Origin of the sequence: Deinococcus arcticus (assembly GCF_003028415.1) — a bacterium.
Lineage (GTDB): Bacteria > Deinococcota > Deinococci > Deinococcales > Deinococcaceae > Deinococcus > Deinococcus arcticus.
Genome location: NZ_PYSV01000014.1, coordinates 95147 through 119983, shown reverse-complemented (window position 1 = coordinate 119983; position 24837 = coordinate 95147). Strand labels below are relative to the sequence as shown.

At 66.2% G+C, this 24837-nt stretch carries 16 protein-coding genes; 4 read left to right on the top strand and 12 right to left on the bottom strand.

The window, feature by feature from the left end:
* Positions 1–623: 623 nt before the first annotated feature.
* The 3 genes from C8263_RS14180 to C8263_RS14170 form a co-directional block, all read right to left on the bottom strand.
* Positions 624–1127 (bottom strand): hypothetical protein, encoded by a 504-nt coding sequence (locus C8263_RS14180; RefSeq protein WP_146160702.1) that lies wholly within the window; start codon positions 1125–1127, stop codon positions 624–626.
* 370 nt (positions 1128–1497) lie between these two features.
* Entirely contained in the window at positions 1498–1959 is a 462-nt protein-coding gene (locus C8263_RS14175; protein ID WP_107138789.1) for a hypothetical protein, read from the bottom strand.
* 71 nt (positions 1960–2030) lie between these two features.
* Positions 2031–3302: a hypothetical protein gene (locus C8263_RS14170; RefSeq protein WP_146160701.1), complete on the bottom strand. Its 1272-nt coding sequence runs from the start codon at positions 3300–3302 to the stop codon at positions 2031–2033.
* Between the two features lie 199 nt (positions 3303–3501).
* On the opposite strand from C8263_RS14170, the gene C8263_RS19340 reads away from it, so the two are divergent.
* Both C8263_RS19340 and recA read left to right on the top strand, forming a co-directional pair.
* On the top strand, positions 3502–3678 hold the full coding sequence (locus tag C8263_RS19340; RefSeq protein ID WP_158263814.1) for a hypothetical protein: 177 nt from the start codon (positions 3502–3504) through the stop codon (positions 3676–3678).
* 867 nt (positions 3679–4545) lie between these two features.
* Positions 4546–5628: a recombinase RecA gene (gene recA, locus C8263_RS14165; protein WP_107138787.1), complete on the top strand. Its 1083-nt coding sequence runs from the start codon at positions 4546–4548 to the stop codon at positions 5626–5628.
* A 61-nt stretch (positions 5629–5689) separates the two neighbouring features.
* Here the strand turns inward: recA and C8263_RS14160 are convergent, their stop codons facing one another.
* Positions 5690–6316: a hypothetical protein gene (locus tag C8263_RS14160; RefSeq protein ID WP_107138786.1), complete on the bottom strand. Its 627-nt coding sequence runs from the start codon at positions 6314–6316 to the stop codon at positions 5690–5692.
* 3 nt (positions 6317–6319) lie between these two features.
* A complete protein-coding gene (locus C8263_RS14155; protein WP_146160700.1) occupies positions 6320–7153 on the bottom strand; it encodes a DNA repair protein in 834 nt (277 codons plus the stop codon).
* A gap of 809 nt (positions 7154–7962) precedes the next feature.
* Between C8263_RS14155 and C8263_RS14145 the strand changes: the two genes are divergently transcribed.
* Positions 7963–8511, top strand: coding sequence for a hypothetical protein (locus C8263_RS14145; protein ID WP_107138783.1), 549 nt, complete (start codon positions 7963–7965; stop codon positions 8509–8511).
* Positions 8512–8693: 182 nt separating this feature from the next.
* Here the strand turns inward: C8263_RS14145 and C8263_RS14140 are convergent, their stop codons facing one another.
* From C8263_RS14140 to C8263_RS14130, 3 genes are all read right to left on the bottom strand, one after another.
* Entirely contained in the window at positions 8694–9806 is a 1113-nt protein-coding gene (locus C8263_RS14140; RefSeq protein WP_107138782.1) for a glycosyltransferase family 2 protein, read from the bottom strand.
* Complete coding sequence (locus tag C8263_RS14135) at positions 9803–12391, bottom strand: PEP/pyruvate-binding domain-containing protein (protein WP_107138781.1); 2589 nt, start codon at positions 12389–12391, stop codon at positions 9803–9805. The genes C8263_RS14140 and C8263_RS14135 overlap by 4 nt, the downstream gene beginning before the upstream one ends.
* Positions 12392–13103: 712 nt before the next feature.
* On the bottom strand, positions 13104–13937 hold the full coding sequence (locus tag C8263_RS14130) for a uroporphyrinogen-III synthase (RefSeq protein ID WP_107138780.1): 834 nt from the start codon (positions 13935–13937) through the stop codon (positions 13104–13106).
* A 1090-nt stretch (positions 13938–15027) separates the two neighbouring features.
* On the opposite strand from C8263_RS14130, the gene C8263_RS14120 reads away from it, so the two are divergent.
* The gene (locus C8263_RS14120) at positions 15028–18348 is read left to right on the top strand and encodes a GAF domain-containing protein (protein ID WP_158263813.1); all 3321 of its coding nucleotides are present in this window, start codon (positions 15028–15030) and stop codon (positions 18346–18348) included.
* Positions 18349–18905: 557 nt separating this feature from the next.
* On the opposite strand, the gene glf is transcribed toward C8263_RS14120, so the two are convergent.
* From glf to C8263_RS14100, 4 genes are all read right to left on the bottom strand, one after another.
* Complete coding sequence (gene glf, locus C8263_RS14115; RefSeq protein WP_107138777.1) at positions 18906–20081, bottom strand: UDP-galactopyranose mutase; 1176 nt, start codon at positions 20079–20081, stop codon at positions 18906–18908.
* A complete protein-coding gene (locus tag C8263_RS14110) occupies positions 20074–21246 on the bottom strand; it encodes a glycosyltransferase family 1 protein (RefSeq protein ID WP_107138776.1) in 1173 nt (390 codons plus the stop codon). The genes glf and C8263_RS14110 overlap by 8 nt, the downstream gene beginning before the upstream one ends.
* Positions 21247–21468: 222 nt before the next feature.
* Complete coding sequence (locus C8263_RS14105; RefSeq protein ID WP_107138775.1) at positions 21469–22377, bottom strand: SDR family oxidoreductase; 909 nt, start codon at positions 22375–22377, stop codon at positions 21469–21471.
* Between the two features lie 134 nt (positions 22378–22511).
* A complete protein-coding gene (locus tag C8263_RS14100) occupies positions 22512–24668 on the bottom strand; it encodes a family 1 glycosylhydrolase (protein WP_107138797.1) in 2157 nt (718 codons plus the stop codon).
* Between the last annotated feature and the right edge of the window lie 169 nt (positions 24669–24837).

Below are 24837 nucleotides of genomic sequence, written 5' to 3'. Positions count from 1 at the left end.
CGAGGCTTGGGTCGCAGCGCGTGAACGTGCTGGGGCCACACTCAGTTGGCAGTTTTCAACCCAAGTCGCCCGTCGAACCCTCCAACCCCACTACGAAGCCATTCGTATTAATTGAACGCTGCACTAGGGCACCAGACAGTGGCGGTCCAGCAGGTTGTCCCTGGCTCGCCGCCGTCCCTGTGCGGTCAGTCAGTCCTTGCCCACGTAGATGCTCATGTTGCAGGGCCATTTCCTCCCTTGGCAGGTCCACTGATCTGCGCTTTGATGTGGAGCGGTAGGGCGTTCTGGTCCAACGTTCGACCGACCAATTACGCTGATCTGCAGGATCAGCACCCGAGCCTCGTTCGCATTGGGTCTGCCCGAATCCCACATACTTCGTGGTGCCTGGATGAGCGGACCTGAGTGTGAGGCCAGCCATCGTGGCGTGATCAGGCCGCCTCGTGCCCAATGAACACACCTGACTCATGTGAGACGCAGGGGTCAGCGAAGGGTGATGACATCCACCGCACGTCCACAAGAACCACCTGATCCTCCCCGCAAGTCCACTGTCATTTGAGAGGGTCAACGCGTGCCTCGCCCCCTCACCACTGTTGCTTCACGAGGAAGAACATGGCCGTTCGGTATTACGGAAGATGCACCCGGAGGCTGAAGCGCCAAGCGCCCGCGAACTCTGCACTCAACAGACACGACAGGCGGTAGGCGCCCCAGGCTATGGTGTGCGGCTTCGGCGTGGCGACTTCACACCTGTCATTGAGATCAAACAGTTTCTCTGCGGTGGGTGCTTTCCCCGTGAGCGTCCGGATGAGGAGCGTCGCCATCTGGGTGCCGTAGCTACTTGGATACAGCACGGTGTCCTGTGCACCGGCGACCCACTGCGCCGAGATGATCCGGTCGTTCTGCCTCAACACGCTGACCACCTGAGGCGGCGCGTACGGTTCTCTACCGCGTTCACCGTTGATGACATAGCGCCATTCGCTGAGGCCAGCGCCAAGCGCGTCTTTCCCCACCAGGCGGCAGGCATAAACCTTGCAGAAAGAGGAGTCAGCAAAAGAAGCCTTCGTGCCCAGCAGCGGCGTTGCTCCTGCCCAACCACACGCCAGGAGGAGGCTCAAGACCAGGGATCTCATGGCTGAAGCGTAGAGCGGATGAGGCGGAGTGACCGCCTCAGTTGCCTAAAGCGGAGTGAGCTCAGTGGCGCCATCTACCTGTTTGGCACTGCGAACTTGGTGGCGAGCGGCTGAACGAATGCGTTAGCCGCATACAGGACCCACCGAACAAACGACCTGCTGACCGTCGTCACAATGACTTCAGCTGATGGCTGAGACGGCTATCGAGACACAGCGGTGACTGCTTTTCAACCTGCCCCGTCACCTGTGCCAGCGATAGGCTTGCCCCCAGAATCGGAGGACCCACTCAGCAGCGCACAGTGTTTTTGCAAGCCAGTCAATGCGCGGTGCTTACTGGAATGCACCTTTGATCCCTCATCACAGGGCGCCCTTAGAACCGATCAGCGTAGATGGTGAGTTCGCGGACGTGGTCCCCAGAGGTCTCGCCCTCAGCCGGACGTTCAACAGAGGCAATAATTGCGCAGACATACCCCCGTACGGTCTTACTCAAATGGCGCTGATCGAACTCTGGCAGGTGGGTCTCGACGGGCAATTCTTCCCAGGGCCCCAAAACCTGTGCCAGGGCCAACGCTGACGGACCCTGCTCAGGGCGGAAGCGCAGACTGAACTGAATGGGGTCTGCCTTCGAGCGGGGAATGGAAACCCGAACCGATTCGTACTGGGGGGGCGGCGACTCAATCAGCAACCACTCACCCCGGTTGAGTGGATCGTTCACTGCAGGTCCCAGTCTGCTGGCCAGCTCGGCCGCAGTGGGTTGCTGGGCCAGGACTATGCACACCTGGTCCAGTGTTGTTCCCAGGTGTTCGAGCCTTAAATCCAGTGTGGCGTTCACAGGTTGTCCTCCTGAAGGACAGGCGGTGAGGAGACCTGCCGTCAGGCCCAGCACGAGGTGCAGTCGGCGAGTCACGGCTTCTCCAGATGGCGAAGGTAATACGTATTGACAGCACCCTCGACATCCCAGGCGTCGCGTTCGCCAGGAAGCGCACGATATTTCTCGTAGTACACGTCGTGTTGCTGCCTCTGCGTTTCCAGTTTGGCGGTCACGGCCTTGATCTCTGCCTGAAGTGCGTTCAGGGTGACGGTGACCTCATTCCTTTGGATTGCCGTGAGGTTGGTCTTCAGCTTCTGCTGCAGGGTTACGCGGCGAGCTTGCAAGGCTGCAAGCGTCTCTTTGCTTTTGGCCACCTCAAGTGCAAGCTTGTCCTTGGTGTTCAGGTCAGCGGCGCGCTGCGCCGCGAAGGCGCCGTATCTGGACTGATACCACTCGTTGGCCACAATGCCTTCTGGACTGGCTGGCCGGATGGGTTTGGCGGCGGCACTCCTGACCAAGGGCCTGTAGATCTTCGTGTGTTGATACGCGGCGTCGACCGTCATGCCGCTGCCGCACAGGAGCCGAGCCACCGAGAAGGTTTGCTCTGCATGTCTCGCTTCATGGTAAAGCGTTTGACAGAGCTCACGCAGCTCGCTCTGAGGCAGGTCGGGTTGCCGGAGCAAGGAGGAATTGACCACAATGGCATGGGTTCGGGGGACGTAATACCCATAACTGTTCTCGTCCATCTTGAGCAGGTCAAAGCGGGGCATCAGGATGCCAGCGGCTTTGAGCTCGTGTGCCAGCAGCGTTGCAAGAAGCTTGCGCCGACCGTCATACCCGCCCACATGATCCCATTTGGCAATGGTTTCTTCAGTTGAGATTGCGAAAGCGGCCACTTGAGCAGGCCTGGCCAGGCCTGTGGGAAAGAGACGCGACACCTGTTCGGGTGTCAGTACGCCTGTAGGCAGATACCCGGCAACAAGCGTGTCGCCCACTTCAATGAAGCGTCCAGCCGCTTCCGCAAGGTCGAACGTGATCTGCCAGTCCGCGACCTTCTGAAGAAAGCTGTTGGTCACCTTCCCTGTGGGCGGCTCCCCCAGTTTGGCCTGAAGTTGACGCAGGACAGCGGGCGTATACTGCGCGGCATTTGCCGCGTACCAGGTCCTGGCCTTCTGAAGCTGCGCGCCGTCCAGTTCACGTCGTGGGCTGCCATCCGTATCCTTCACAAATCCTGGCGACTGCGTGGTGGGTACCAGAGGTTTGGCTTTTGCCGCCTGCAGGGCAGGTGCTTGAGCTGACGGCTCTGACGAAGCGCGCACTGGAGATGAGCTTGCCGTGCGGGATTGAAGCTGTTCAACAGGCAAAAGTGACCCCCTTAAGCGTTGAAGCGCGAAAGTCGGACTGCAGTGTACAGAGGGCTGCTTGATCGCGGGCGAAGATTTCAGCGTTCGTGTAAGTCGTCTGCGCTCTGGTGCGCCCACCGCCTGTCATCGCCCACAACACAAAACGAAAACGGCTCACTTGCCGCCGCTCACTGAACGTGAGCCCGGTACACTTCCCCCGATGAACCGCAGGGAAGTGCAGGCCAAGCCGCATGGATTCACCCCCTGGGTCGAGAACGTCGTGGGTGTGCTTCTGCTCCCAATGATGCTGTTGGTGTACCTCTCGCCGATCATCTTCGTGGTCGGTGGCATCATTTGGTTCGGCGTGGTGTTCGGTGAAGACGGCACCCGCGTCTAGCGCCAGATCGAGCAGGCCTTTGTTGCGCAGGACCAGCCGGCCTTCGGAACCCTCCCCACGGTTCGGCAGCGTGAGGTGGTCCGGCAACTGGTCACGGTCGTCGATCTGGCCTCAAAGACCAATTCCGCAACCGTAAGAAGCTGCCGACCGGAGCGTGTGCCTCTTGCAGTTGCTACCTCCCGTCAGCTCCGGGTGGCGCAGACGCTCGTGCCGGACAGGATGCGGTCTGTTCGTGATCAGCTGGCGCTGCTCGCGCTTGAGGTGAGGTCGGCCGTTACCGAGTGCCGCGTGAGCCGCAGCCGGTTCAGTCATGGGAATGACTCTGGATTCGGCAACAGTGTCTGGAAACTCAGACGCCAGATCGGCCATATGCAGGCCCTTCTCCCTTCCAGCTCCCCAGAACTCTGATTGCTCCCTGGTTCCCGCGACCTGACCACAATCAAGAACACTGGCCCTGACGTCTCCGTTTCCGTAACATTCTGGAGGTCAGAGCACAGTGGCCTGCTCATCCTCCGAAGGCCTGTGTGGCCCTGCCTGGAGGTTGCCCACAGCGCAAAACGCACGGAGGGCTATTGAGAGTGGCGTAAATATGAGTTGAAAAGATTGACGCTCTCCATATGCGACTGGGTTGCCCGGCAACCAGGCATGTCACCAACCAATGTGGATTTATGTCGTTATCAGTAGGAATCGGCGTTCGGAGGAGGCTTGGGCTGGGCGCCCCTTTTCCCCCAGCACAAGTTGCTTATGCGTGTCCATTGCGGGGCAGCCCTCTGCGGATCGGCACCCAGCTATGGACTTAAAACATTCTTATTTATTCTGTTGTAGACTAAGTAGGTACTCGAAGTTGAGCTGCACCCAAGGAGAGCGATGAGCAAGGACAACACCAAAGAATTCGGAGTTCCCAGCGACGCGAAGGAGCGGGCGAAAGCGATCGAAACGGCGATGAGCCAGATTGAAAAGGCCTTTGGCAAGGGCTCAATCATGAAGCTGGGCGCCGAGAGCAAGCTCGACGTGCAGGCCGTGTCCACCGGCAGCCTCAGTCTGGACCTTGCGCTGGGGATCGGCGGCGTGCCCAAGGGCCGCATCACCGAGATCTACGGCCCCGAGTCCGGCGGCAAGACCACCCTGGCCCTCTCCATCGTCGCCCAGTCCCAGAAGGCCGGCGGCACCTGCGCCTTTATTGACGCCGAGCACGCCCTGGACCCGGTGTACGCCCGCAGCCTGGGGGTCAACACCGACGAACTGCTCGTCTCACAGCCCGACAACGGCGAGCAGGCGCTGGAAATCATGGAACTGCTGGTGCGCAGCGGCGCCGTGGACGTGGTCGTGGTGGACTCGGTGGCGGCGCTGACCCCCCGCGCCGAAATTGAAGGCGAGATGGGCGACTCGCTGCCCGGTCTGCAGGCGAGGTTGATGTCGCAGGCGCTGCGCAAGCTGACGGCGATTCTGAGCAAGACCGGCACGGCCGCGATTTTCATCAACCAGGTGCGCGAGAAGATCGGCGTGATGTACGGCAACCCGGAGACGACGACGGGGGGCCGGGCGCTGAAGTTCTATTCCTCGGTGCGCCTGGACGTGCGCAAGATCGGGCAGCCGATCAAGGTGGGCAACGACGCCGTGGCGAACACGGTGAAGGTCAAGACGGTGAAGAACAAGGTCGCCCCGCCCTTTAAGGAAGTCGAACTGACCCTCATGTACGGCAAGGGCTTCGACCAGCTCAGCGATCTGCTGAGCCTCGCGGCAGAGTTCGACATTGTGAAGAAGGCGGGTTCCTTCTACTCCTATAACAATGACCGCATCGGCCAGGGCAAGGAAAAGGCCATCGAATGGCTCAAGGAGCATTCCCAGGACGCCGAAGACATTCGCGGCATGGTCCTGAATGCTATTCGCACGGGCAATGCAGCGCCCGTCACGGCGCCGCCTGCTGCCGGTGTGGACGCCGCAGACTGAAACACACCATTCGGAGAGAAGGTGCCCCAGCCTGATGCAGGGGCACCTCTCTTATGGCCATTCAGCCTGCTTTGGCCACTGGGCCCAGAGTGTCGGCCACGGCGCGGCCCCACAGCAGCTGCTGGGCGGCGCGCACGGCCTGCAGCGTCCACTGGCCTGAATCGCTGTTTTGTACAGCGCCCAGGACGCCCCGGGCTTCTTCGGTTCGCGCCTCCCCGTAGAGCACCAGACTCGTCTGGGTCGGCTCAGACGACACTTCCCATGGCGTGACGCGCAGGAAAAAGACAACCCCCTGATGCACAAAACGCAGCCGTGCGCCGCCAGGGTCCAGCAGGGTCCTCGGGATCAAGTTCAGCTCAGGCGGCGCGGCGCTGTGGAGGGCGTCTGAAAAAGCACAGAAACAGGCGCTGACGGCGGCGCTCAGGTGAAGCCGGTCCTCGCCCTGCGCTGTCCAGAGGGCCGCCCGGGCCGACTGCCCACGCACGCCGTACTGCACCGTGGTGCCGCCGCGCACATGGCGCGCTGCACAGATCACCCGCGTTTCCCGTTGGCGGTGGCGGCAGCGGTCCACGAAGGCCATCAGTTGGACCTCACGCCACTGCGCCACATAAAGCAGGGGGTTTTCGCTGCGCTGAATAACCGCCGCCTGTCGGTCGGCGGCAATGGCCTGGGCACTGCGGCGCGGCACGCCTTACCTCAGTTCGCCGTACAGGGTGGCCCCCACCTGCTTGACCACCCGGTCCTGCAGCCCGAGCAGCTCTTCTGCGGTGGCGCGCTGCAGGGCGCGGAACGCCTCAAAATCACGCGCGGCACTGCCCGTGAGCCGTCCCACATGACCCTGCACCGTGAAATGCGCTTCGGCCAGCTGGGCCAGATTGGCCTCGGCCTCCTTATGCCGGGCGCTCAGGAACGCCTGAAGAATGCCACCCTGCTCACTGCGCTTCATTAGTTCGCGCTGCAGCGTACGGTCCTTGATGCGGGTGATCACGTCCCAGGCGGCGTCCGCCAGAAGCTGCGCGGCGCTGGTGGGCCGAACATATTCCACGGCCAGCAGTTCGCCTTCGTAGGTCTGGGTTCGCCAGACGCGGGCGCTCAGCCCCTGTTTCTCGGCAGTCCAGAGGGTTTCGAAATCGCGGCCATCCTCAATGAGCACGCGCATCTGGGCCGCGTTCCGGAAGCTGGTGCGGTGGCCGTCGCCCAGAACAGGCCACAGGCTGAGCCCGTTCTCGTCGGGCGCCGCCATGCTCGCGTAGGCGGCAGCGATACGGGCAGGCTCGGTGTTCAGGTCAGCCACCACCCGTCCATCGGCCAGCAATTCAATCGTCTGTCCTGTCCAGCGGGCTTCATGCCGGAGGTGATGCAGGCCATAACCCCAGCGGTCATGCGCCTGACGGAGCAGGTCGGTCAGCTGTGCATCTGCCCCCTCCTGCGCGGTGATCGCGTGGACGTCCGCAGAGACGGAGACGGTGGCGAGAAGCGCCTGGAAGCGGTGGGGGGCAACAGAAGGTGCTTTTGTTTTGGGCATGCTCACAACTCCTTATTCTGATATGAACATAATTATAGCGGAAAGTTTCAGGTGGATTGAGGTGCATATGCCCAACCAGCGAGGGCCTGCGGTTGGCCCACAACGTTGCTGTCGTTCTATCCTCGCCACCCGTTGAAACAGATTTCGCGCCTGTCTGAAAGGGATGGTGGTCAGTCATGCGTCTGTGGCCCGGGCCGCTCCCCGCACTTGCCCTCAGGCCAGAGGCAGCAGGACCCTGTGCCCTAACCGCCCCAGGTACCTGCCGGCTGATCCACATGTCATCAGGTTGAGTGGCTTTTGCGAAGACCAGCCTGCACAGTCGTCGGTGCCCTGCCTCCCATCCACCTTGCGGTGGTGGGCGGCCTGGGCTTTTCCGGTGGCGACCCCACAGGCACGTGCAGGCATCCTGCGCGGCGCGTTGGCCCTGCTGACGTTGCTGCCCGGCTGGGTGCTCAGTCACTCGCTGCCAAGCCCCCGATCAACCGAGCGGGCTGGAACAGCGGCGCCGCAGAGCGAGTCTCGAACAAAGGACGTTGCACCGGGAGTGGAGACTGTTCGGTGCTCTCCTGAACAGTCGCAGCGTGAGGGGCAACGTCCTTAAGTAGCTCGCCCCTCCCATTGCAACGTTTCAGAAGGGCGCCGAAACGTTTCCATTCCCGGTGCGAGGCACCGTTTTCGCTTCTCGCTCCGCTCGGTTGATCTAAAGATCAACTGCGAGCGACTCAAATCTGGGCTACCGTTGGGAGGTGGCTACGCGGCTGTAGCAGGGCCAGGACCCCATCTTCCCGCCCTTCCGGTGGTCACGACGCATGCTGACCAGGGGGCTCGTGGTGTGGGGCGTCATCGCCTTGAGCCTCAGCCCCGGCGCCGCTCTGGCGCTGGCGGGTGGCGGCGCGTGGTGGACGGGTCTCAGGGGCCTGGCGCTGGGCCTGTGGTGGCTTGCCAGTGGCCTGCTGCTGGCGGCTGTCCTGTTGGTGGCCGCCGGCATGACCCGGCTGGGCTGCGAAGGAGACCGCACCGTTCTACACGCGCCCTGGCGGCTGTGGCGCACCATACGCCCGCAGTGGCGAGCCTGCGGCGCCGCGTGGTGCATCATGGCCGGCGCCATTGCCTTATCGCTGGGTGCCCCCGCGCTGCTGGGCCTGGCCCGCTGGCCGTGGCTCTGCAGCCTATCTTTCTGGCGGCTACCCGCCCTGTGTGCACTGGATATTCTGGCCTTCGGACTGAATCTGGCGCTGTTTTTCGTGCTGGGTGTCTGGGCGTGGCAGGTGGCGGGCTACGGATTTACGGTGGCGCTCTATGGTGGCCGGTTTCAAGCCGGAGCTGGCCTGGAGGGCGACCGCAACGGCAGGCCTTGAGGGGCCGAAGGCGCGGTTAGGGGGGACCGTGCACACGGGCGCTGCCGATGTGTGGCTGCGTGCGGTCGGGCAGTTCTGGCCCGGCGTCTCCTGACCTGAGCTCATGGGCGCGAGGCCAGCCCGTCTGTCAAGCCGTGAACGTTTGAGCAGCGGGCGCTGGGCGACACGCTCCTGCAAGATCTTCAGGGCTGCTCGCTGTGCTTGTGGGCCGCGTTGGTATAAGTGCGGTTTTTCCAGGTCACCTGCCGCCCCAAAGCAAGTCGGTAGGCGGGGAGCGCCGCCAGGAACGTGACCGGGACGAGCAGGGCTTCAAGCAGATCAGGTAGCTGGCGCCGACCAGTGAGCCAATTGACCAGCAGCCGTTCTGCAGGCCCGGCAAGCCGCACGGCCCACACCAGGGGATGCCGTGCACGCCGCAGCCACGGCAGGGTGTACACCAGGAAGTGCAGGGCGCCCAGCGCCACCAGCAAGGGGCGCGAGCCGAGGTGAACATGCAGGGCATGTTTGCTGAAGCCGCGAACAGAGGCCGGGTAGCTGCGGTACGCACGGATGCCCACATGCTCTTTGCCCAGCGCCTTGCTGACAGGCCATCCGGCTGCGCGGACCCGGCGGGCCAGCGCAGTGCCCTCCAGCATCTCGTCCCGGACGGCCTGGTGCCCTCCGGCGGCCCAGTACGCTTCGCGCCGGAAGGCCATCACCTGGGCGTTGGCCGTACTCGCCTGTGGCCAGCGCAGCCACTGCATCGGGTACGCCAGCCAGGTCAACACCATCACGTCCACCAGCGGGGCGAGGAGACGGGTGCCCAGATTCAGGCCCTGTGGCCGGGGCAACACACTCACCAGACCGGAACGCTGCTGCTGCAGGTGAGCGGCCAGCGCCCTGGCGGCGCCGCCATGCAGAGCAACATCGGCATCGAGAAACAGCAAGATCTCGCCACTGGCCTGCGCCGCCAGCTGATGGCAGGCCCAGCTTTTGCCTTTCCAGCCTGGGGGCAGCGGGACACCCTGAATCACCTGCAGGCCACACGCGGCGGCGACCTCGGCGGTTTCGTCGGTGCTGCCGTCGTCCAGAATCAGAGCTTCATGGGCCGCCTGCGCCACAATGCCGGGCAGGTGACGCCGCAGGTTGTGGGCCTCATCGCGCGCTGGAATCAGGAGGGACACCGTGGGCAGGGTTTCAGATGCCGGAGGCGTGCGCAGTTGGGGAAAGGTCAGGGCGTTAAGGAGCAGGTTGACCCCTTTGAACATCAGGAACGCCAGGGCAAGGCGGGGCGCCAGAGGCAAGGGTCGCTTCATGGGTGGTCCTCGCGCGAATAAACTGTGACTGTACCCGCCGCTCCATCCACGTGAAGAAGATCGCCGGTTCGAACCTGCTGCCGGATGCCCGGGATATTCAGGACCGTGGGCAGGCTAAACTCACGCGCCACGATGGTGCCGTGGGAAAGCAGCCCGCCAGTCTCCATCACCAGGCCACGGGCCTGCAGGAACACGGGGGTCCAGGAGGGGTCGGCGCTGCGCACCACCAGAATGTCCCCCGCCTGCAGCGTTCCCAGGTCATTCGGATGGTCCATCACGCACGCCCGGCCGGTGACCACGCCGCTGCTGGCCCCGGTGCCGGTCAAGGTGTGTCGCCCAGCGGCTCTGGGGGCCTGAACAGGAGGACTGTCTGCTGAAGTGGGCACCAGGGCGCCCCGGGTATACACATCGGGAACGCTCAGGGCGCGCCACGCTTCGGTCGCCTGCTGCCGGTCCAGCACCAGATCCCTCAGGCCCCCGAACGGGCGCTCCTGGCGCAGCAGGGCGTGAATTTCCGGCAGGGTGAGGTCGAAGACATCGCTGGGCTGTTCTATGTGTCCCGAAGTGGCCCAGCTCCGGCCAATGTGCAGAAGCAGGCGCCGGTACGGTTCAACGGGACTGAACACGGCGCTGCGACCCAGCTCGCGGTCCCGCAGTTCCTGCTGTGCCAGCCGCGCCAGGAGCCCAATGGCAGGCCGCAGCACCTGCAGGCCGCCGGGCAACCGCCGCAGGTGCGCCGAGACAGACCCCGCCGGGCCAGCGGAGACAGGCGCCTGCGCGGCCAGGCTGCACAGATGGTGCAGCAGGGGCGAAGGGTCTTCACGCCAGCGGGCGTGACGGGTGTAGCTCTCGTAAGTGGCGCGGTGGCCATAGCGGCGCAGATATTCCTCGAAGGCGCGGCGAAATGGGTGGCGGCGGGGCAGGCCCGGGGCCAGCTGGCCGGCCGCCGTGTGTTCCACCCAGGTCCGTGTCAAGCCGTCCGTCCGCAGCAGACTGGCCAGACGCGCAAGGTCATGTGCCTGCGCCGCACTCACGCTGGGTGCGCCCCCGGTCAGCAGATCCAGGGCCAGTGCAGGTCCTTCTAGCGGCATCAGCCGGGTCAGCAGCCTCCGAAGCGCCCAGGCACTGGCCCCGCTGCCCCCCTGCAGGAAGAACAGGGCCTGCTGGCGGTTGAGGTGCGTAAACAGCCGGTCCAGCGCGGCGGCCTGCTGCCGGGACGACGTGGGCAGGGGTCGCCTGGCTTCCCGGGCACTCCAGCGGAGGAGTCGGGTGGCCTGCCGCCGCCCCTTTCGGCGCAGGGCAGGAGTCAGGAAAGCCAGCTTGAGCAGCCGCTTGCCCTGGCGGAGACGCGCCGTCCAGGTCACCTGTGGCCACGTCAGGGCGCGCTGCTGGCCACCCAGCAGGGCGTTGGTGTCCGCTGGGGACAGGCCGAACGCTTCTTTCAACTCCCACTGCACAAGTGTCATGTTCATATACAGGTGGCCCTGGTGCAGAGCCAGGCGTGGGACGGCAGACTCGGGCGCATATCCTGCTGCCAGCAGGCTGCTTTTCAGCACATGCTCGCCAATATTCTGCGCCGCGCTCCAGTCAATAGCAGAGAGGGGAAACGGCATCACCTCCCCTGTGTTGCCGCGCGACCAGAGTGTGGGCTGGCCCTGCACCTGTCCAGCTCCGCGCCCATTCACTGCTGTCAGGGGCCGCGCCTGCAACAGCCAGAACCGGTGGCCGTCGAACGCCCACTCCAGGTCGAAATGGGGCGCGGCGAAATTGAGGCTGAGGGCCGCCTGCCGCAGCAGCCCCGCAAGGTGGAGCGCCTGTGCCGGCTGCAGGACAGGCTGGCGTTGCTGGTGGATGGGTACGGCTTCGGTGCGCGTGCCGCCCTCAGGCTGAAGCTGGACCTGCTGGGTCTTGCGCCCAACCGTGGTCTGCAACCCTGTGAGGTCGGCGTTCAAGGGATGGGTGTGCACAGTGCTCTCGTCACCTGCACTGAGCCCCTGCACCAGACTTTCGCCCAGGCCCCAATTGGCCTGAATGATGATGCGCTCCGGCTGCCCTGTGAGCGGGTCCCGCGTAAAGGCGACGCCGCTACTCACCGCAGGCACCATCGGCATCAGCAGCACCGCCATTCCGAAATCTGCCGCAGCGCCGTGCCGGACGCGGTAGCTGAGCGCGGCCGGCGTCCACATCGAGGCCCAGACCTGCCGCACAGCCTCACACAATGCCTGCAGGCCACTGACATTGAGGCAGGTGGCGTACTGGCCGGCAAAAGACGCGGCGCTGCCGTCCTCATGCGGCGCTGAGGAACGTACGGCCCAGGCGGGGGCCACAGGGGCCAGTTCAGCGAGTGCCGCTATCAGTGTTCCCGGGAGTGGCGTCCCATGCAGCTGGGTGCGCAGGCGCTCGAGTTCGTTGGGCGCTGCGCTGCGCAGGCGTGGCTCAAGCCGACTGCGCTGAAGCCAGTCGGCATGGACCCACGCTGGAACAACATAAAGGTCGGGAACCGGGAACCCATACCGGCGCAGTTGTGTCAGGCGCCAGGCTTTGGCGCCGGTCTGGTGAGGACCGGTCTGGTGCACAGCGGCCATGTCCAGCAAGGAAGGAGAGCCGGCACGCCGTATCACGGTGGAAGGACCGGCGCGCGTGGGTTAACGGGGAGCGACCGGCCAAAGACAAACAGCCCCAGAAGGTGCGCATGGACAGACACGGACATCCCGAGGAGCATGGCATGCCTGCGGAAGCTGCGCCGCCCAGGTTGTCGTCCTTTGGCTTTCAGCCCGCCGGCAGGAGGTGGCGCGTCCTTTTCTGCGGTGTCGTTCGGCGGCTCTCTGTGCAGCTTGGAGAGCTCTGGCTGGGGTCCCTCCCCGCTCTGGCGCCCACTGCTTATTTCCGTGGTCAGGTGTCACCGCTCTTGTGGAAGTGGGTGCAGTCTGAAGCCCCATATGGGCTCTCATACGGATTCCGTTCATTTCCGTAACATCCGGGAAGAAGGGGGATGTTCCCCGCCTTCGGCGCTGTTCCAGCCCAATTCCCGGAAATCCGCATTTGTTCCTTCTCTGCTCCGCAGCTCTTCGAGTCCCTTCGGTCGAAAAAATTCCGTAACGAGTTACGGAATTGTTCGGAACCCGTATCAACCCTTCGCTCGTTCTTCATACCGTGCCGCACGCGTCGCCAGCACCTGGCGCTGGAGCCAGAGCGTGGGCCGCGCCTCTGGCTCCAGCGTTGAGAGGGCCAAGCTTGGATCTGCTTCTGAAGAGCAGCAATGTGTGGCGAGAGCTGATGGTGCTCTCTGCGGACCCGTCAGCCCGCCCGGCCCAGCCGCTGCGCCAGCAGGCCCGGGCCGTATTCAGCGGCCATGCGCACCATCGTGCCCATCTTGTGCGGATTGGCTTCCAGGTCAATGCGCAGGCCCAGGTCAGCGGCGGCCTCGCTGCAGGCCGGGCCAATGCTGACCACCACCAGCCGCGCCAGCCCCGCGCGCGCTTCTTCCAGCAGCCCCAGCTTCTCGGCGTATTTCAGGAAGTGCAGCAGCTGCGTGCCGCTGGACAGCAGCAGCAGATCCGGGCCGCCCAGCACCACGTCGCGCACCGCGCGGGCCAGGGGCGCAGGATTCTGGGGAAAGGCGCAGCGGTAGACCGGCACACTGGTCACGCGAATGCCCGCGTACCCCAGTTCGCGCCGCATGGCAGTGGGCAGCGCTTCACCATATTCCAGCACCACGGCGTGCTGCCCGCGCGTCAGGGTGGCCAGCAGCTGCTCGGTGACCTCGTGCCATGTGCCGGGCCGGGGCACCAGCACGCTGGGCAGGCCAAAACTTTTGAGCACCTGGGCAGGGTTATCCCCCCGGGCCACCAGCGGCACCGCACGCAGCGCCTCCAGCTGCCGGGGGTCGCGCGCCGCCAGTTCCCTCAGGAACATGCGGGTGCCCACGCCCGTCAGACAGACCACGGTGTGAAGGTCGCCGGCGGCCAGGTCACGCCCAAACTGCGCCAGGGGCCCACTCAGGTCCAGCTTGACCTCGCGCATGCTGGGGGCCACCTGCGGGGTACCGCCGTAGGTGCGAATCAGGGTTTCCATTTCCTCGCTGCGGCGCGATTCCAGACTCAGGACGTTCAGCTGGCCGAAGAAGTCCATCCGTTACCTCCTTTCAGGCGGGGAGCAAACACCGGCACGCCCATACCCCGCTCGTCCAGGTGGTCCGTGTCCAGATCAGAGGTGTGGTGTTGCGGCGGCAAGGCCGCCCTGAAGCGGCTTGTGCTGTCCTGGGGGCCGCTGCGCAGAAAACCAGGGTGGGCCAAGGTGGACTGCCCGAGGACCGGGAAAAGAGCGATCTGAACGCCGGACCCCAGCGCGCGCATTCGCGTCCAGGGCAAGGAGGGGGAGAGGGTCATGGGCACGCTCCGAAAGGCAGGATGAGGGGCAACCGTCAGTGGGCCGTCAGAGGGAAAGCTGGGCGAAGGGTGGAGAGGGCCGCTTCCTGCCCTCCCCCCCGGCGTAAGCAGCCAGAGGCGCAGGCTGCCCGGTCAGTTCCTGCCGCTGCTCCTGGCCACCTTCGCGCCACACCGGGTGGCCCTCCTCCCAGAGAGAGCCTGGGCTGGTCGGTGGCCGACGCTGGCCCCACCTATGCCAACGACGGGCAAGTGACACAGTGCAGGGGCAACAAACCATCAGGCAACCTCCGGGACAGGGCGCAGCGAGGACGAAGAGGGAAGCGACAAGCGCAGGGCCTCCAGTGCCACAGTTAACGGCCTCTGACGAGATTTGTCAATCAAATGTCTGACTATCTGCAAAAAATCAGCATCAGTTTGAGAGCAGTTCCGACTATTTGTGCTTATTGATCAAATATTTTATGACGAGTTGCAAGTAGTTGTGTAGACCCCATCGTCTCTGGCGCCGTCTGGCGCTTCCCCTTTCACTGTCTGTGGCGCCGAATGGTGTGGCGATGCACCGGGCAACGGCTTGCCGCGCCCAAGGAGACCTGTGCGGCGGCCAGCGGCAGAGGCGCTCAGCGGAGGCAGCCTGTTCAGTCGTTCGCTGCCAAGCCCCCAATTAAGTACGTTGCACCTCACGTTACGACTGTTCAGGAGAGCACCGCAAAGTCTCCACTCCCGGTGCTCTCCTGAACAGTCGCACCATGAGGGGCAACGTCTTTAACGCCCCAGTCCAGCGGCAAAGGCCGCCCTGCCTGCAAGCGGGGGCTGGGCACGCACAGTATTCTGGAGCGGTGTTCAGCCCGTCTGCTGCGTCACCTGAGGCCACGTCTGTCCTGAGCGAGCGCCTGCAGGCGGTCACCGAGGCGCTAGCCGCCGCCCAGACCCAGTCTGAGGTGTTTGCCGTGGTGCTGACCCCGGCGCTGCAGGCGCTGGACGCCAGAGCCGGCGCAGTGCTGCTGGTAGACGAGGACGGCACGCAGCTGCGGGTGGCAGCCCGGCACGGCTACGACGAGGGCGCCCACACACTGTGGCAGGATGGCCCCCTGGACGGCAACGTGCCTGCCGGGGACGCCCTGGCCCGCCGCGAGGCCCTGTTCTTTGAGCAGGAAGGCGAGCTGCTGCGCGCGCACCCTGAGCTGGAAGCCCGCATGGGCGGACAGGCAGCGGTGGCCACGGCCGTGCTGCCCATGTTCCTGGACCAGCGGCCCCTGGGCACCGTGATTCTGGATTTCAAGGAGCCGCACCACTTCACCCCGGCAGAGCAGCGCTTTTTGCGCATTCTGGCGGCGCAGTGCGCCATTGCGCTGGGGCGCGCCGGGTTGATGACCGATCTGCAGCGGCAGGTGGAGGTGCGGGCGGCGCGCGCCGTCACGGAGGCCCGTGCCCAGGAAGCCTTTGTGGCCTTTACCGAGGCCGTGGGCACCCAGACCCATGTGCCCACCCTGGCGCAGCAGGCCATTGAGGTGCTGCGCGCCCGCTTTCCGCACAGCAACGTCTCCTACTACGCCTACATTCCGGCGGCTGGCCGCTGGCAGGCCCAGAACTGGAGCGACAACCACAGCGCCGCCCAGCAGGCCATGATCACAGCGGGATTTCCGGCCGACACCCCTATCTTTGAAGAGGTGCTGCGCACCCGGCAGCCGGTGTTCCGCGACGCCTGGAACCCGCAGCAGGAGGGCATTGACCACACCCAGGAGTTCGGTACCGGGGCCACGGTCCCCCTGCTGGTGAACGGGGAAGTGCGCGGCATCGTGGGCATGGCGGACCGCCACCAGCAGCGGTGGACGGAGCCCGACCGTGCCCTGGTGCGCGCGGTGGCGCGGGGCCTGACCCTGGCCCTGGAGCGGGCCGAACAGGCCCGGCGCCTGGAAACCCAGAATGCCGAACTGGAGGCCCGCACCCTGGCGCTGGAACGCTTTGCCGAACTGGCCCGCAGCCAGGAGTCCAGACCCGAGGTGCTGATCCGCCGCGCCCAGACGGCCGTCACCGAATTGCTGGGCGAGGGCTTTGCGGTGTACTACGAACTGGACGGCCCGGTGTGGCGCCTGCGCTCGCAGGTGGGCAGCCCGGAGGACGTGACCATCCAGCACTCACTGGACTCGGCCCTGCCCTACGACACGGTGCAGAATTTCCGCATTCCCTGGGAAAGCGGCGCGCCCTTTTACCAGGACGCCTATGATCCGGCGCTGGACCACGGCGTGCCGGGCGTCGAGGCGCTGGCCTCCACGGCGGCGCTGCCGGTGCGGGTGGGCGGGCAACTGCGCGGCATGTTCGGCTACAGCCTGAAAGTCCAGCGCCCCTGGACCCGCGCCGACCGGGCCACGCTGGACACGGCCGTCAGTAGCCTGGGCCTGTCGCTGGAGCGGGCGGGGCGCAGCCGGGCCCTGGAAGAAGAGCGGGCTTCGCTGGACGCCTTTGTGGCCTTTAGCGAGGCCGTGGGCGCAGAAACCGACACGGTGCGGCTGGCCGCCCGCGCCGTGGACGTGCTGCGCACCCGTTTTGCCGACTGTTCGGGCGGCTACTACGGGTGCGAGGGGGACCGCTGGACCCTGCAAACCTGGACTGCCGACTTAGACGAGCGGCCCATCTTTCTGGCGGCGCTGCGGGCCGGGCTGCCCAGCGACACCCCGTTTATTGCCGAACTGCTGCGCACCCACGCCCCCATGTTCATCGAGCGCTGGGACGCGGCCGACGAGCGCGTGAAACACAGCGAGGTCTACGGCACCGTGGCAGCCTATCCTGTGGTGGCCGGCGGCCAGATGCGGGGCTTTTTCACCATTGGTCTCAAGACCACGGCGCAGTGGACCGACCGCGACCGCGCGATCTTCCGCTCAGTGGGGCGCGGCCTGGACCTCGCGGTGGAACGCGCTGAGCAGGCCAGCCGGCAGGCCCGGCAGGCAGCGGAGCTGGACGCCCGCAGCCGGGCCCTGGAGGGCTTTGCTGACCTCACACGCGACCTGAGTGTGGAGGGCGACCCCTACGTTCTGATTCAGCGTGCGCAGGCGGTGGTGCTCTCGCTGCTGCCCGAGGGCTACGCGCTGTACTTCGAGCCGCAGGGCGACCGCTGGGTGCTGCACAGCCAGACTGGCGACCTGCGCAGCCCGGCCCTGCAGGCGGCGGCCGACGCCGGGCTGCCGTTTGAAGAGGCCAACAACCTCCTGATTCCCTACCGCAGCGGCGCGCCCTATTACCAGGACCAGTATGCCCGCGACACCGATCACCTGGACGAGCTGGTGGCGCACCTGGGGGCCTCGGCCACCCTGCCGGTGATGGTCAACGGGCAGCCGCGTGGGGTGTTCGCGGTGGTGCTCTTTGGCGGGGTGCGCCGCTGGACCCGGCCCGACCAGGCGGCGCTGGAATCGGTGGTGCGCAGCCTGGGGCTGGCGCTGGAACGCGCCGAGGGCGTGGCGCTGCTGGCCGAGCGCACCCGCGAACTGGAGCGCAGCAACGCCGAACTGGAACAGTTTGCCTACATCGCCTCGCACGACCTGCAGGCGCCCATTCGCTCGGTGGCCAGTTTCGCCGCCCTGATTGACCAGCGCTACGGCGAGGGCCTGGACGAGCGCGGGCGACTGTATCTGCGGCAGATCGTGGAGAGCGGCGAGCACATGAAACGTCTTGTGGACGACCTGCTGGCCTTTTCCCGGGTGCACACCGAGCGGCGCCCTCTGTCGCCCGTGGATGCAGCCGCCGTGTTTGACCGGGTGGCCGGTCGCCTGCAGGGCGAGGGCCCCGGCGCCGCCGTGACCCGGGGCCCCTTGCCCGTGGTGATGGTGGATGCCCAGCAACTTGATCAACTGTTCCAGAACCTTCTGGGCAACGGCCTGAAGTATGCGCGCCCCGGCGTGCCCCCCTGCATTCAGGTGACCGCTGAGCCGGACGGCCCCAACTGGCGCTTTGCCGTGCAGGACAACGGCATTGGCATTGAGCCGCAGTATTTCGAGCGCATCTTCGTGATTTTTCAGCGCCTGCATGGCCGCGAGCGGTACGAGGGCACCGGCATCGGGCTGGCGGTGTGCAAGAAGATCGTGGAGCGGCATGGCGGGCGGCTGTGGCTGGACAGCACCCCGGGAGCCGGTTCCACCTTCTTCTTTACCCTGCCTGCGGCCTGAAGCGGGCGCTGCGCAGGTGGCGGCGGCTCTCCTGCACGCCGGCTGGCCACCCGCAGAGGGTGAGCCTCGGCTCATAAGGATTCCGGTTAATCAGTTATGGAATAACTGATTAACCCGACCGAAGGGAGAAGGAGAAACGGTGACGGATAGCAGTGGAAGCACCGAAGCGACGCGGAGGGGCTGTAACGGATTATCCGGAATCCGTATCATACGAACTCGCAGAGCGGCTTCGCAGCGCCAGCAGGCGGAACACGGGTTCCGGGTGTGGCGTCGGCACATCGGAACAGAGCCGCTGTGTCGGCGGAACAGACGGCAGTCCGTGTAATACGGATTCCGTCCATTTCCGTAACATCCAGAAAAGAACTGGATGTTCCTCCAATTCCCGGAACTCCGTCACTTTTCCTTCTCCCTCCGGTCGGAAAAAGTTCGTAATGTATTACGGACTTTTTCGGAATCCGTATAAGTGCACGCCCTTGTCTTCCCTTTGCCAGAAGGAAGCCACCCGTCTGCGGCTGTTCCGCGCAGACGGGTGGCTTGCCAGCCAGGCCAGAAGGTGCCTAAGCGCCTCCGCCCGCTGCGCCCACGGTCTGCCGGGCCCCCGGCTCACTGGCCTTGCCCTGCAGACGGCGGTAGGTGGCCAGGGCCTGTGCCACCACCTGGTCCATGTTGTAGTAGCGGTAGGTGGCCAGCCGGCCCACAAAGGTCACGTCGGTGCGGGTGCGGGTCAGGGCCTCGTACTTCTTGTACAGCTCGGCGTTTTCGGGGCGCGGTACCGGGTAATAGGGGTCCCCCTCGGCGCGCGGGTATTCATACACCACGCTGGTCTGCGCATGGCGCTGCCCGGTGATGTACTTGAACTCGCTGATGCGGGTGTACCCGTAATCATTGGGGTAGTTCACGGTGCCCACGGCCTGGAATTGCTCGACTGGATGCGTTTCGTGCACGAATTCCAGGCTCCGGTAGGGCAGCCGGCCGTAACAATGGTCAAAAAAGGCGTCCACCGGGCCGGTATAGATCATATGAGCCCAGGGCACCAGCGCCTGAATCTCGCGGTAATCGGTGTTCAGCATCACCTTGATGTTCGGGTGCGCCAGCATGGCCTCGAACATGCGGGTGTAGCCGTGCAGCGGCATGGCCTGATAGGTGTCGGTGAAATAGCGGTTGTCGCGGTTGGTGCGCGTGGGCACCCGCGCCGTGACCGAGGCGTCCAGTTCGCTGGGATCCAGACCCCACTGCTTGCGGGTGTAGCCCCGGAAGAACTTCTGGTACAGGTCGCGCCCCACCTTGGACACCACCACGTCCTCGCTGGTGCGCACCTGTTCCACCGGCTCGGCCACTGAGGCGAAGAAACTCTCCACCTCAAAGGCCGTGAGGTTCAGGCCGTACAGCCCATTCACTGTATCCAGGTTGATGGGAATGGGCAGCTGCTGGCCGTCCACGCTCGCCAGCACCCGGTGCTCGTAGGGGCGCCACGCCGTGAACTGCGACAGATACTCGAACACGTCTTTGCTGTTGGTGTGGAAGATATGCGGGCCGTACGGGTGAATGAGAATTCCGGCGTCGTCGTAGCGGTCATAGGCATTGCCGCCGATGTGCGCGCGGCGGTCCACGATCAGCACCCGCTTGCCGGCGTCACGGGCCAGCCGCTCGGCCAGCACGGCGCCGGCAAAGCCTGCCCCCACGATCAGGTAATCAAAGCCCCCGGCTTCGCCCAGCGCGGCCCCCTCAGTCATTGGCGCCTGCCATCAGGGGGCTGGCCACACGGGCCGTGGGCTGGGCGGCCAGCGGCTCAATGTGCCGGTCCATGGCCTGCCACGTGGCGTCCCAGGACTGCTGTGCCAGCACGGCGTCGGCGCGCTCCAGGCGGTGGGCGGCCGCCGGAGTGCCGCGCTCGGCCAGAGCAGCGGCGCAGGCGGCTTCAAAAGCGTCTGCACCGTCGGCAATGCGCACCAGATCGCGCTCGCCGTAGGGGCGCACCACGTCGCGGATGCCGGTAGACACCACGCTCAGGCCCGCGGCGAGGTACTCGGGCGTCTTGGTGGGGCTGATGAACTCGGTGGCGGGGTTGTGGGCGAAGGGCAGCAGCCCCACGTCCCAGTGGGCAAAGTACACGGGCAGTTCGGCGTACGGCTTCATGCCCAGGTAGTGCAGATTGGGGCCCTGCGGCAGCGTGGCCGGGTCAATCTTGACCACGGGGCCAATCAGCACAAACTGCCACTCCGGGCGGCGCCGCGCCACCTCGCCCAGCAGGGCCACGTCCAGGCGCTCGTCAATCACGCCGGCAAAGCCCAGGCGCGGCCCCGGAATGCCGGCCTGGTCCGCGGGCTGCGGCGGCAGCGCACGGGCCTGCCGGAAGTGGGCGGTATCTACACTGGAAGGAAAGGGGTGCACATTGGGGTGCCGGGCGGTCTTGGCTTCATACAGGCGGTGGCCGCCCGTGAAGACCACGTCGGCGCGGCGAAACAGCTCGTCCTCGCGGGCGCGCAGTTCGGGGGGGGCGCCGTGAAAATTGGCCAGTTCGTCCATGCAGTCGTAAATCACGGTGCGCGGGGTCAGCAGGGCCGCCACCGGCAGTTCCATGGGCGTGTACACCCACAGGTCGTACTCCGGGGTGTCCTCGGCGTCCAGAAACTCGGCCAGCAGGGCAGCGGTGCGGGCCTGAGACTCGGCCGGGCTGTGGCCCACCTCGATGTGCGGCGTGCAGACCACCACCCCCGAAGGCTCGCGGCGCACGTCCAGGCGGTCGCGCCACTCGCCGAAGAAGGGCTCTTCCACGTAATACACCGTGCGGGTGCGGGCGGCGTGGGTCATGAGGTGCTGGGGCCGCTGAAACACGAAGTCCCAGCGCAGATGGGCCAGGACCACCAGGGCCGGGCAGGATGACTGAAGACGGGACATAGGGGCCTCCTGCCCAGAACGCGGGCATGTAGAGAAGGGAAAAAGTGGGAAACAGCACTCCGCTGTTGTGCCGATAGGGTTGACTATAAACGGCGCGTCCTGCACGCTGTTTTCGCTGATCTTTAATTCTTCTTACGCTAGGTCCGGATGCAGGTAAAGAACGCTTCATGTCGTGGGGCCACCCCCAGAAGCGGTGACCCACACTGCTGCCCCGGTCCGGTCCTACCCGTTGATGAGTTCGCCGCCGTTGGGGTGAATGACCTGCCCGGTGATGTAGGTGCTGTCTTCTGAAGCCAGGAACACAAAGGCCGGGGCCACCTCGGCGGGCTGCCCGGCCCGGCCCAGCGGCACGTCCTGGCCAAAAGAGCCCACCTTCTCGGCATCAAACGTGCTGGGAATCAGCGGGGTCCAGATGGGCCCGGGCGCCACGGCATTCACGCGAATCTTCTGCTCGGCCAAGTTGCCGCTGAGGCTGCGGGTAAAGGCCACGATGGCGCCCTTGGTACTGGAATAATCCAGCAGTTCGGGGCTGCCCCGGTACGCCGTGACGCTGGTGGTGTTCACGATGCAGTCGCCCGCTTTCAGGTGGGGCAGCGCGGCCTGCACCAGATAGAACATGGCAAAGATATTGGTGCGGAAGGTGCGCTCCAGCTGCTCGGGTGTGATGTCCGCGACGCTCTTTTGTGGGTGCTGCTCGGCGGCATTGTTCACCAGCACGTTCAGGCCACCCAGGGTGTCCACCGTGCGCTGCACGGCGCTCTGGCAGAATGCGGGGTCGCCCACATCACCGGCCAGCAGCAGGCCCCGGCGCCCCTCGGCCTCAATCATGGCCAGGGTGGCGCGGGCGTCCCCGTCCTCGTCGAGGTAGACGATGGCCACGTCCGCGCCTTCGCGCGCAAAATGCACCGCCACGGCGCGGCCAATGCCGCTGTCCCCGCCGGTAATCAGGGCCACCTTGCCCGCCAGCTTGTCGCTGCCCCGGTACCCTTCACGGATCACCACCGGCGCCAGGCTCATGTCGGCTTCCACGCCCGGCTGCTGCTTCTGCGTCTCGGCGGGCGTGTCCTGGGGCATCTGGTCGGCGGGGGCGGTTTCGGGTTGCTGCTCCGGGCTGGGGGTGTCTGGCGTCATGAAAACTCCTGAAATGAACAAGGTGAAGGGAAGGCGGAAGGGTCGGCCGCTGCTTAGTCTGGGGGCCAGCGCCACAGGCCAGGAGAGGCGCAGCTAAAGCCCGGTTCATGTGCCCTGGCCCGGGCACCCCGGCTTCAGGCGGGCGGTGGAACCCGCCAGGGGGCAGCCTGGGGCGCCGGCGGGCAGGGGAGGGAAGGGGTCTGTTCTGGGCCGCTGGCCCACCAGCGCTCCAGCGCCTGCGCCAGCGGCGGCAGTGGCCAGCCGCGCTCACTGCGCAGGGCCGGGTCGGGCACGGAAAGAGCTGGCCCGGTGGGCGCCGCCCCAGCCAGTGCCGGCCCGGTTCCCTGACCCGGCCACCCGGCCAGCGCCCGCTGCCACGCCGCGGTGGTGAGCGGCGCGCCGTGGGTCAGGTGCCACACCCCGCGCTCGCCGTCCAGCAGCAGGTTCAGGGCCTCGTGCAGCAGGTCCGGCGCGTACACCGGCGAGATCAGGAGGTCCCGGGCCAGCCCTCCCCCAGTGGACGGCGCGCCCAGGGCCAGCACGCCGCTGTCCTGGGGAGCGCCCGTGCCGAACAGGGCCCCGGCGCGCACCACCAGCGCCTGCGGGCAGCGGGCCAGTACCCAGCGCTCGGTCTGGGCCAGCTGCCGCGCGGCGGGGTCGGCGGGGGCCACCGGATCATGCTCGGCGTGGGCCGCCGCCCCAGCGCGGCCAAACACCCCGGCCCCAGAGAAGCTCAGCAGGGGCAGGCCCTGCGCCGCGCAGGCGCTGGCCAGCCGCGCCGCCCCGCGCCCCACCACGCCGCCGGGCAGGTTGACCACCGCCCAGGGTGAGGCGGCCCCCAGCACCGCCGCGCGCGCCGCCGGCGCCAGACCGGCCCAGGCATGTGGGTTCAGGGTCACCGTGGGCAGGCCCCGCACCGCGCAGATGTCGCGCAGGGTCTGGTCCAGGGGCCCGCCTGCGCCCACGATCAGCAGCGGCGGGCCACCAGCAGGCTGGGCCTGCACCTCGCCCTGCGGCGGGTACAGCAGGCGCCCCGCCCGCGCCCACCAGCCGGGAGACAGCGCCAGCGCGCTGACCGGCGCGTCGTGGGCCAGTGCCCGCGCCAGCTGCGCCAGCGCCGTGGGGCGCGGCTGGGGCGCGCGCACGTCCCACAGCCCGCTTTCGTAGTGGCCTTCCCGGCGGGTCAGCAGGCTGTTCCACTCGAACGCCCCGAACGCGGCCCAGGCGGTCACGGCGCGCACATCGGCGCCCTGGGCCTGGGCGCCTTGCGCGCCCTGCCACGCGGCCCAGAACCAGCGCAGTTGCTCTTCACGGGTGCAGTTCAGGTGCACCTCGGTGATGGCCAGGGGGCGGCCATAGCGGGCGTGGGCCTCCAGCAGCCGGGCCCGGGGGCCGCCGTGCGGCGCGCCCAGCACCCGCACCGCTTCCACATCGGCGTAGTGCTCGCGGCCATTCCCGCCGTGGGTACACGCCGGGTAACGCGCCAGCCGCTCGTCCAGAAAGCGCTCGCCGGTCACGTAGACATTCAGCCCCAGCACGTCCGGCGCACAGGGGTGATCGGCAAACCACAGCAGTTCATCCTCAGTGGCCCCCGACCAGCGCAGGTACCCCCAGAGCGGATGGTCCCGGGTGACGCGGCCCAGCAGCAGATCGAAGGTGAGCCAGCGCCGCTCATTTTCAAAGTCGGCCTGGGCCTGCAGGTGCGGCGTGCTGTGGGTGCGCCCCAGGTCCTCGGTCTGGATGAGCTGGGCCTGCGGATTGATCTCGCGGATGGCCTGCATGGCCAGCACCGTGGCCTGCAGCTGGTGTTTGAGGGCCAGCCAGCAGCTGCGTTCGTCGCGGCCGTGGGGATACCAGTGCCCGTACAGTCCCGAGAAGCGGGCGGTGGTCAGCGGTTCGTTCACTGGTGTGTAGGCCGCCAGATCCGGGTACCGCCGGGCCACTGCGCGGGCGTAGGCCACCAGCCCAGGCACGAATTCGGGGTCCAGCAGGTGGGTGTGCCGGGGGCCACCGCCGTGGTGGACCAGTCCGGCGATAGGCTGCACCCCCCGGGCCTTCAGGCGCGCGAGGCGCTGGTCCGCCCAGCGCCAGTCGGCGCGGTCCAGACCTTGCGGCGCTGTGCGCTCCCACAGCAGCGCGAGGCGCACGGCGCTGGCCCCCAGATCGGCCAGCCGGTCCATGTCCTCGGGGCGCTCATCGGTGCCGCACAGCGCCTGCTGGTCAAGCACCATGTCCCCCACGCGGCTCACGGTGGGCTCGATGCCGGCCCACAGCGCTGGGGGGCGGGTCATGCGGGCTGCGCCGCGCCGCAGCAGCGGCGCAGGGCGCAGGGGCGTGACCCCATGGGGGCCTCCGGGGTGCACTGGAACAGGCGCTGGGCCTGGGGCCAGACGGGCCGCTTCAAACGGGCCTTCATATGGGCGGGCCGCCGAGCCGCCCAGACCGGGTGGGGGAGGTGGG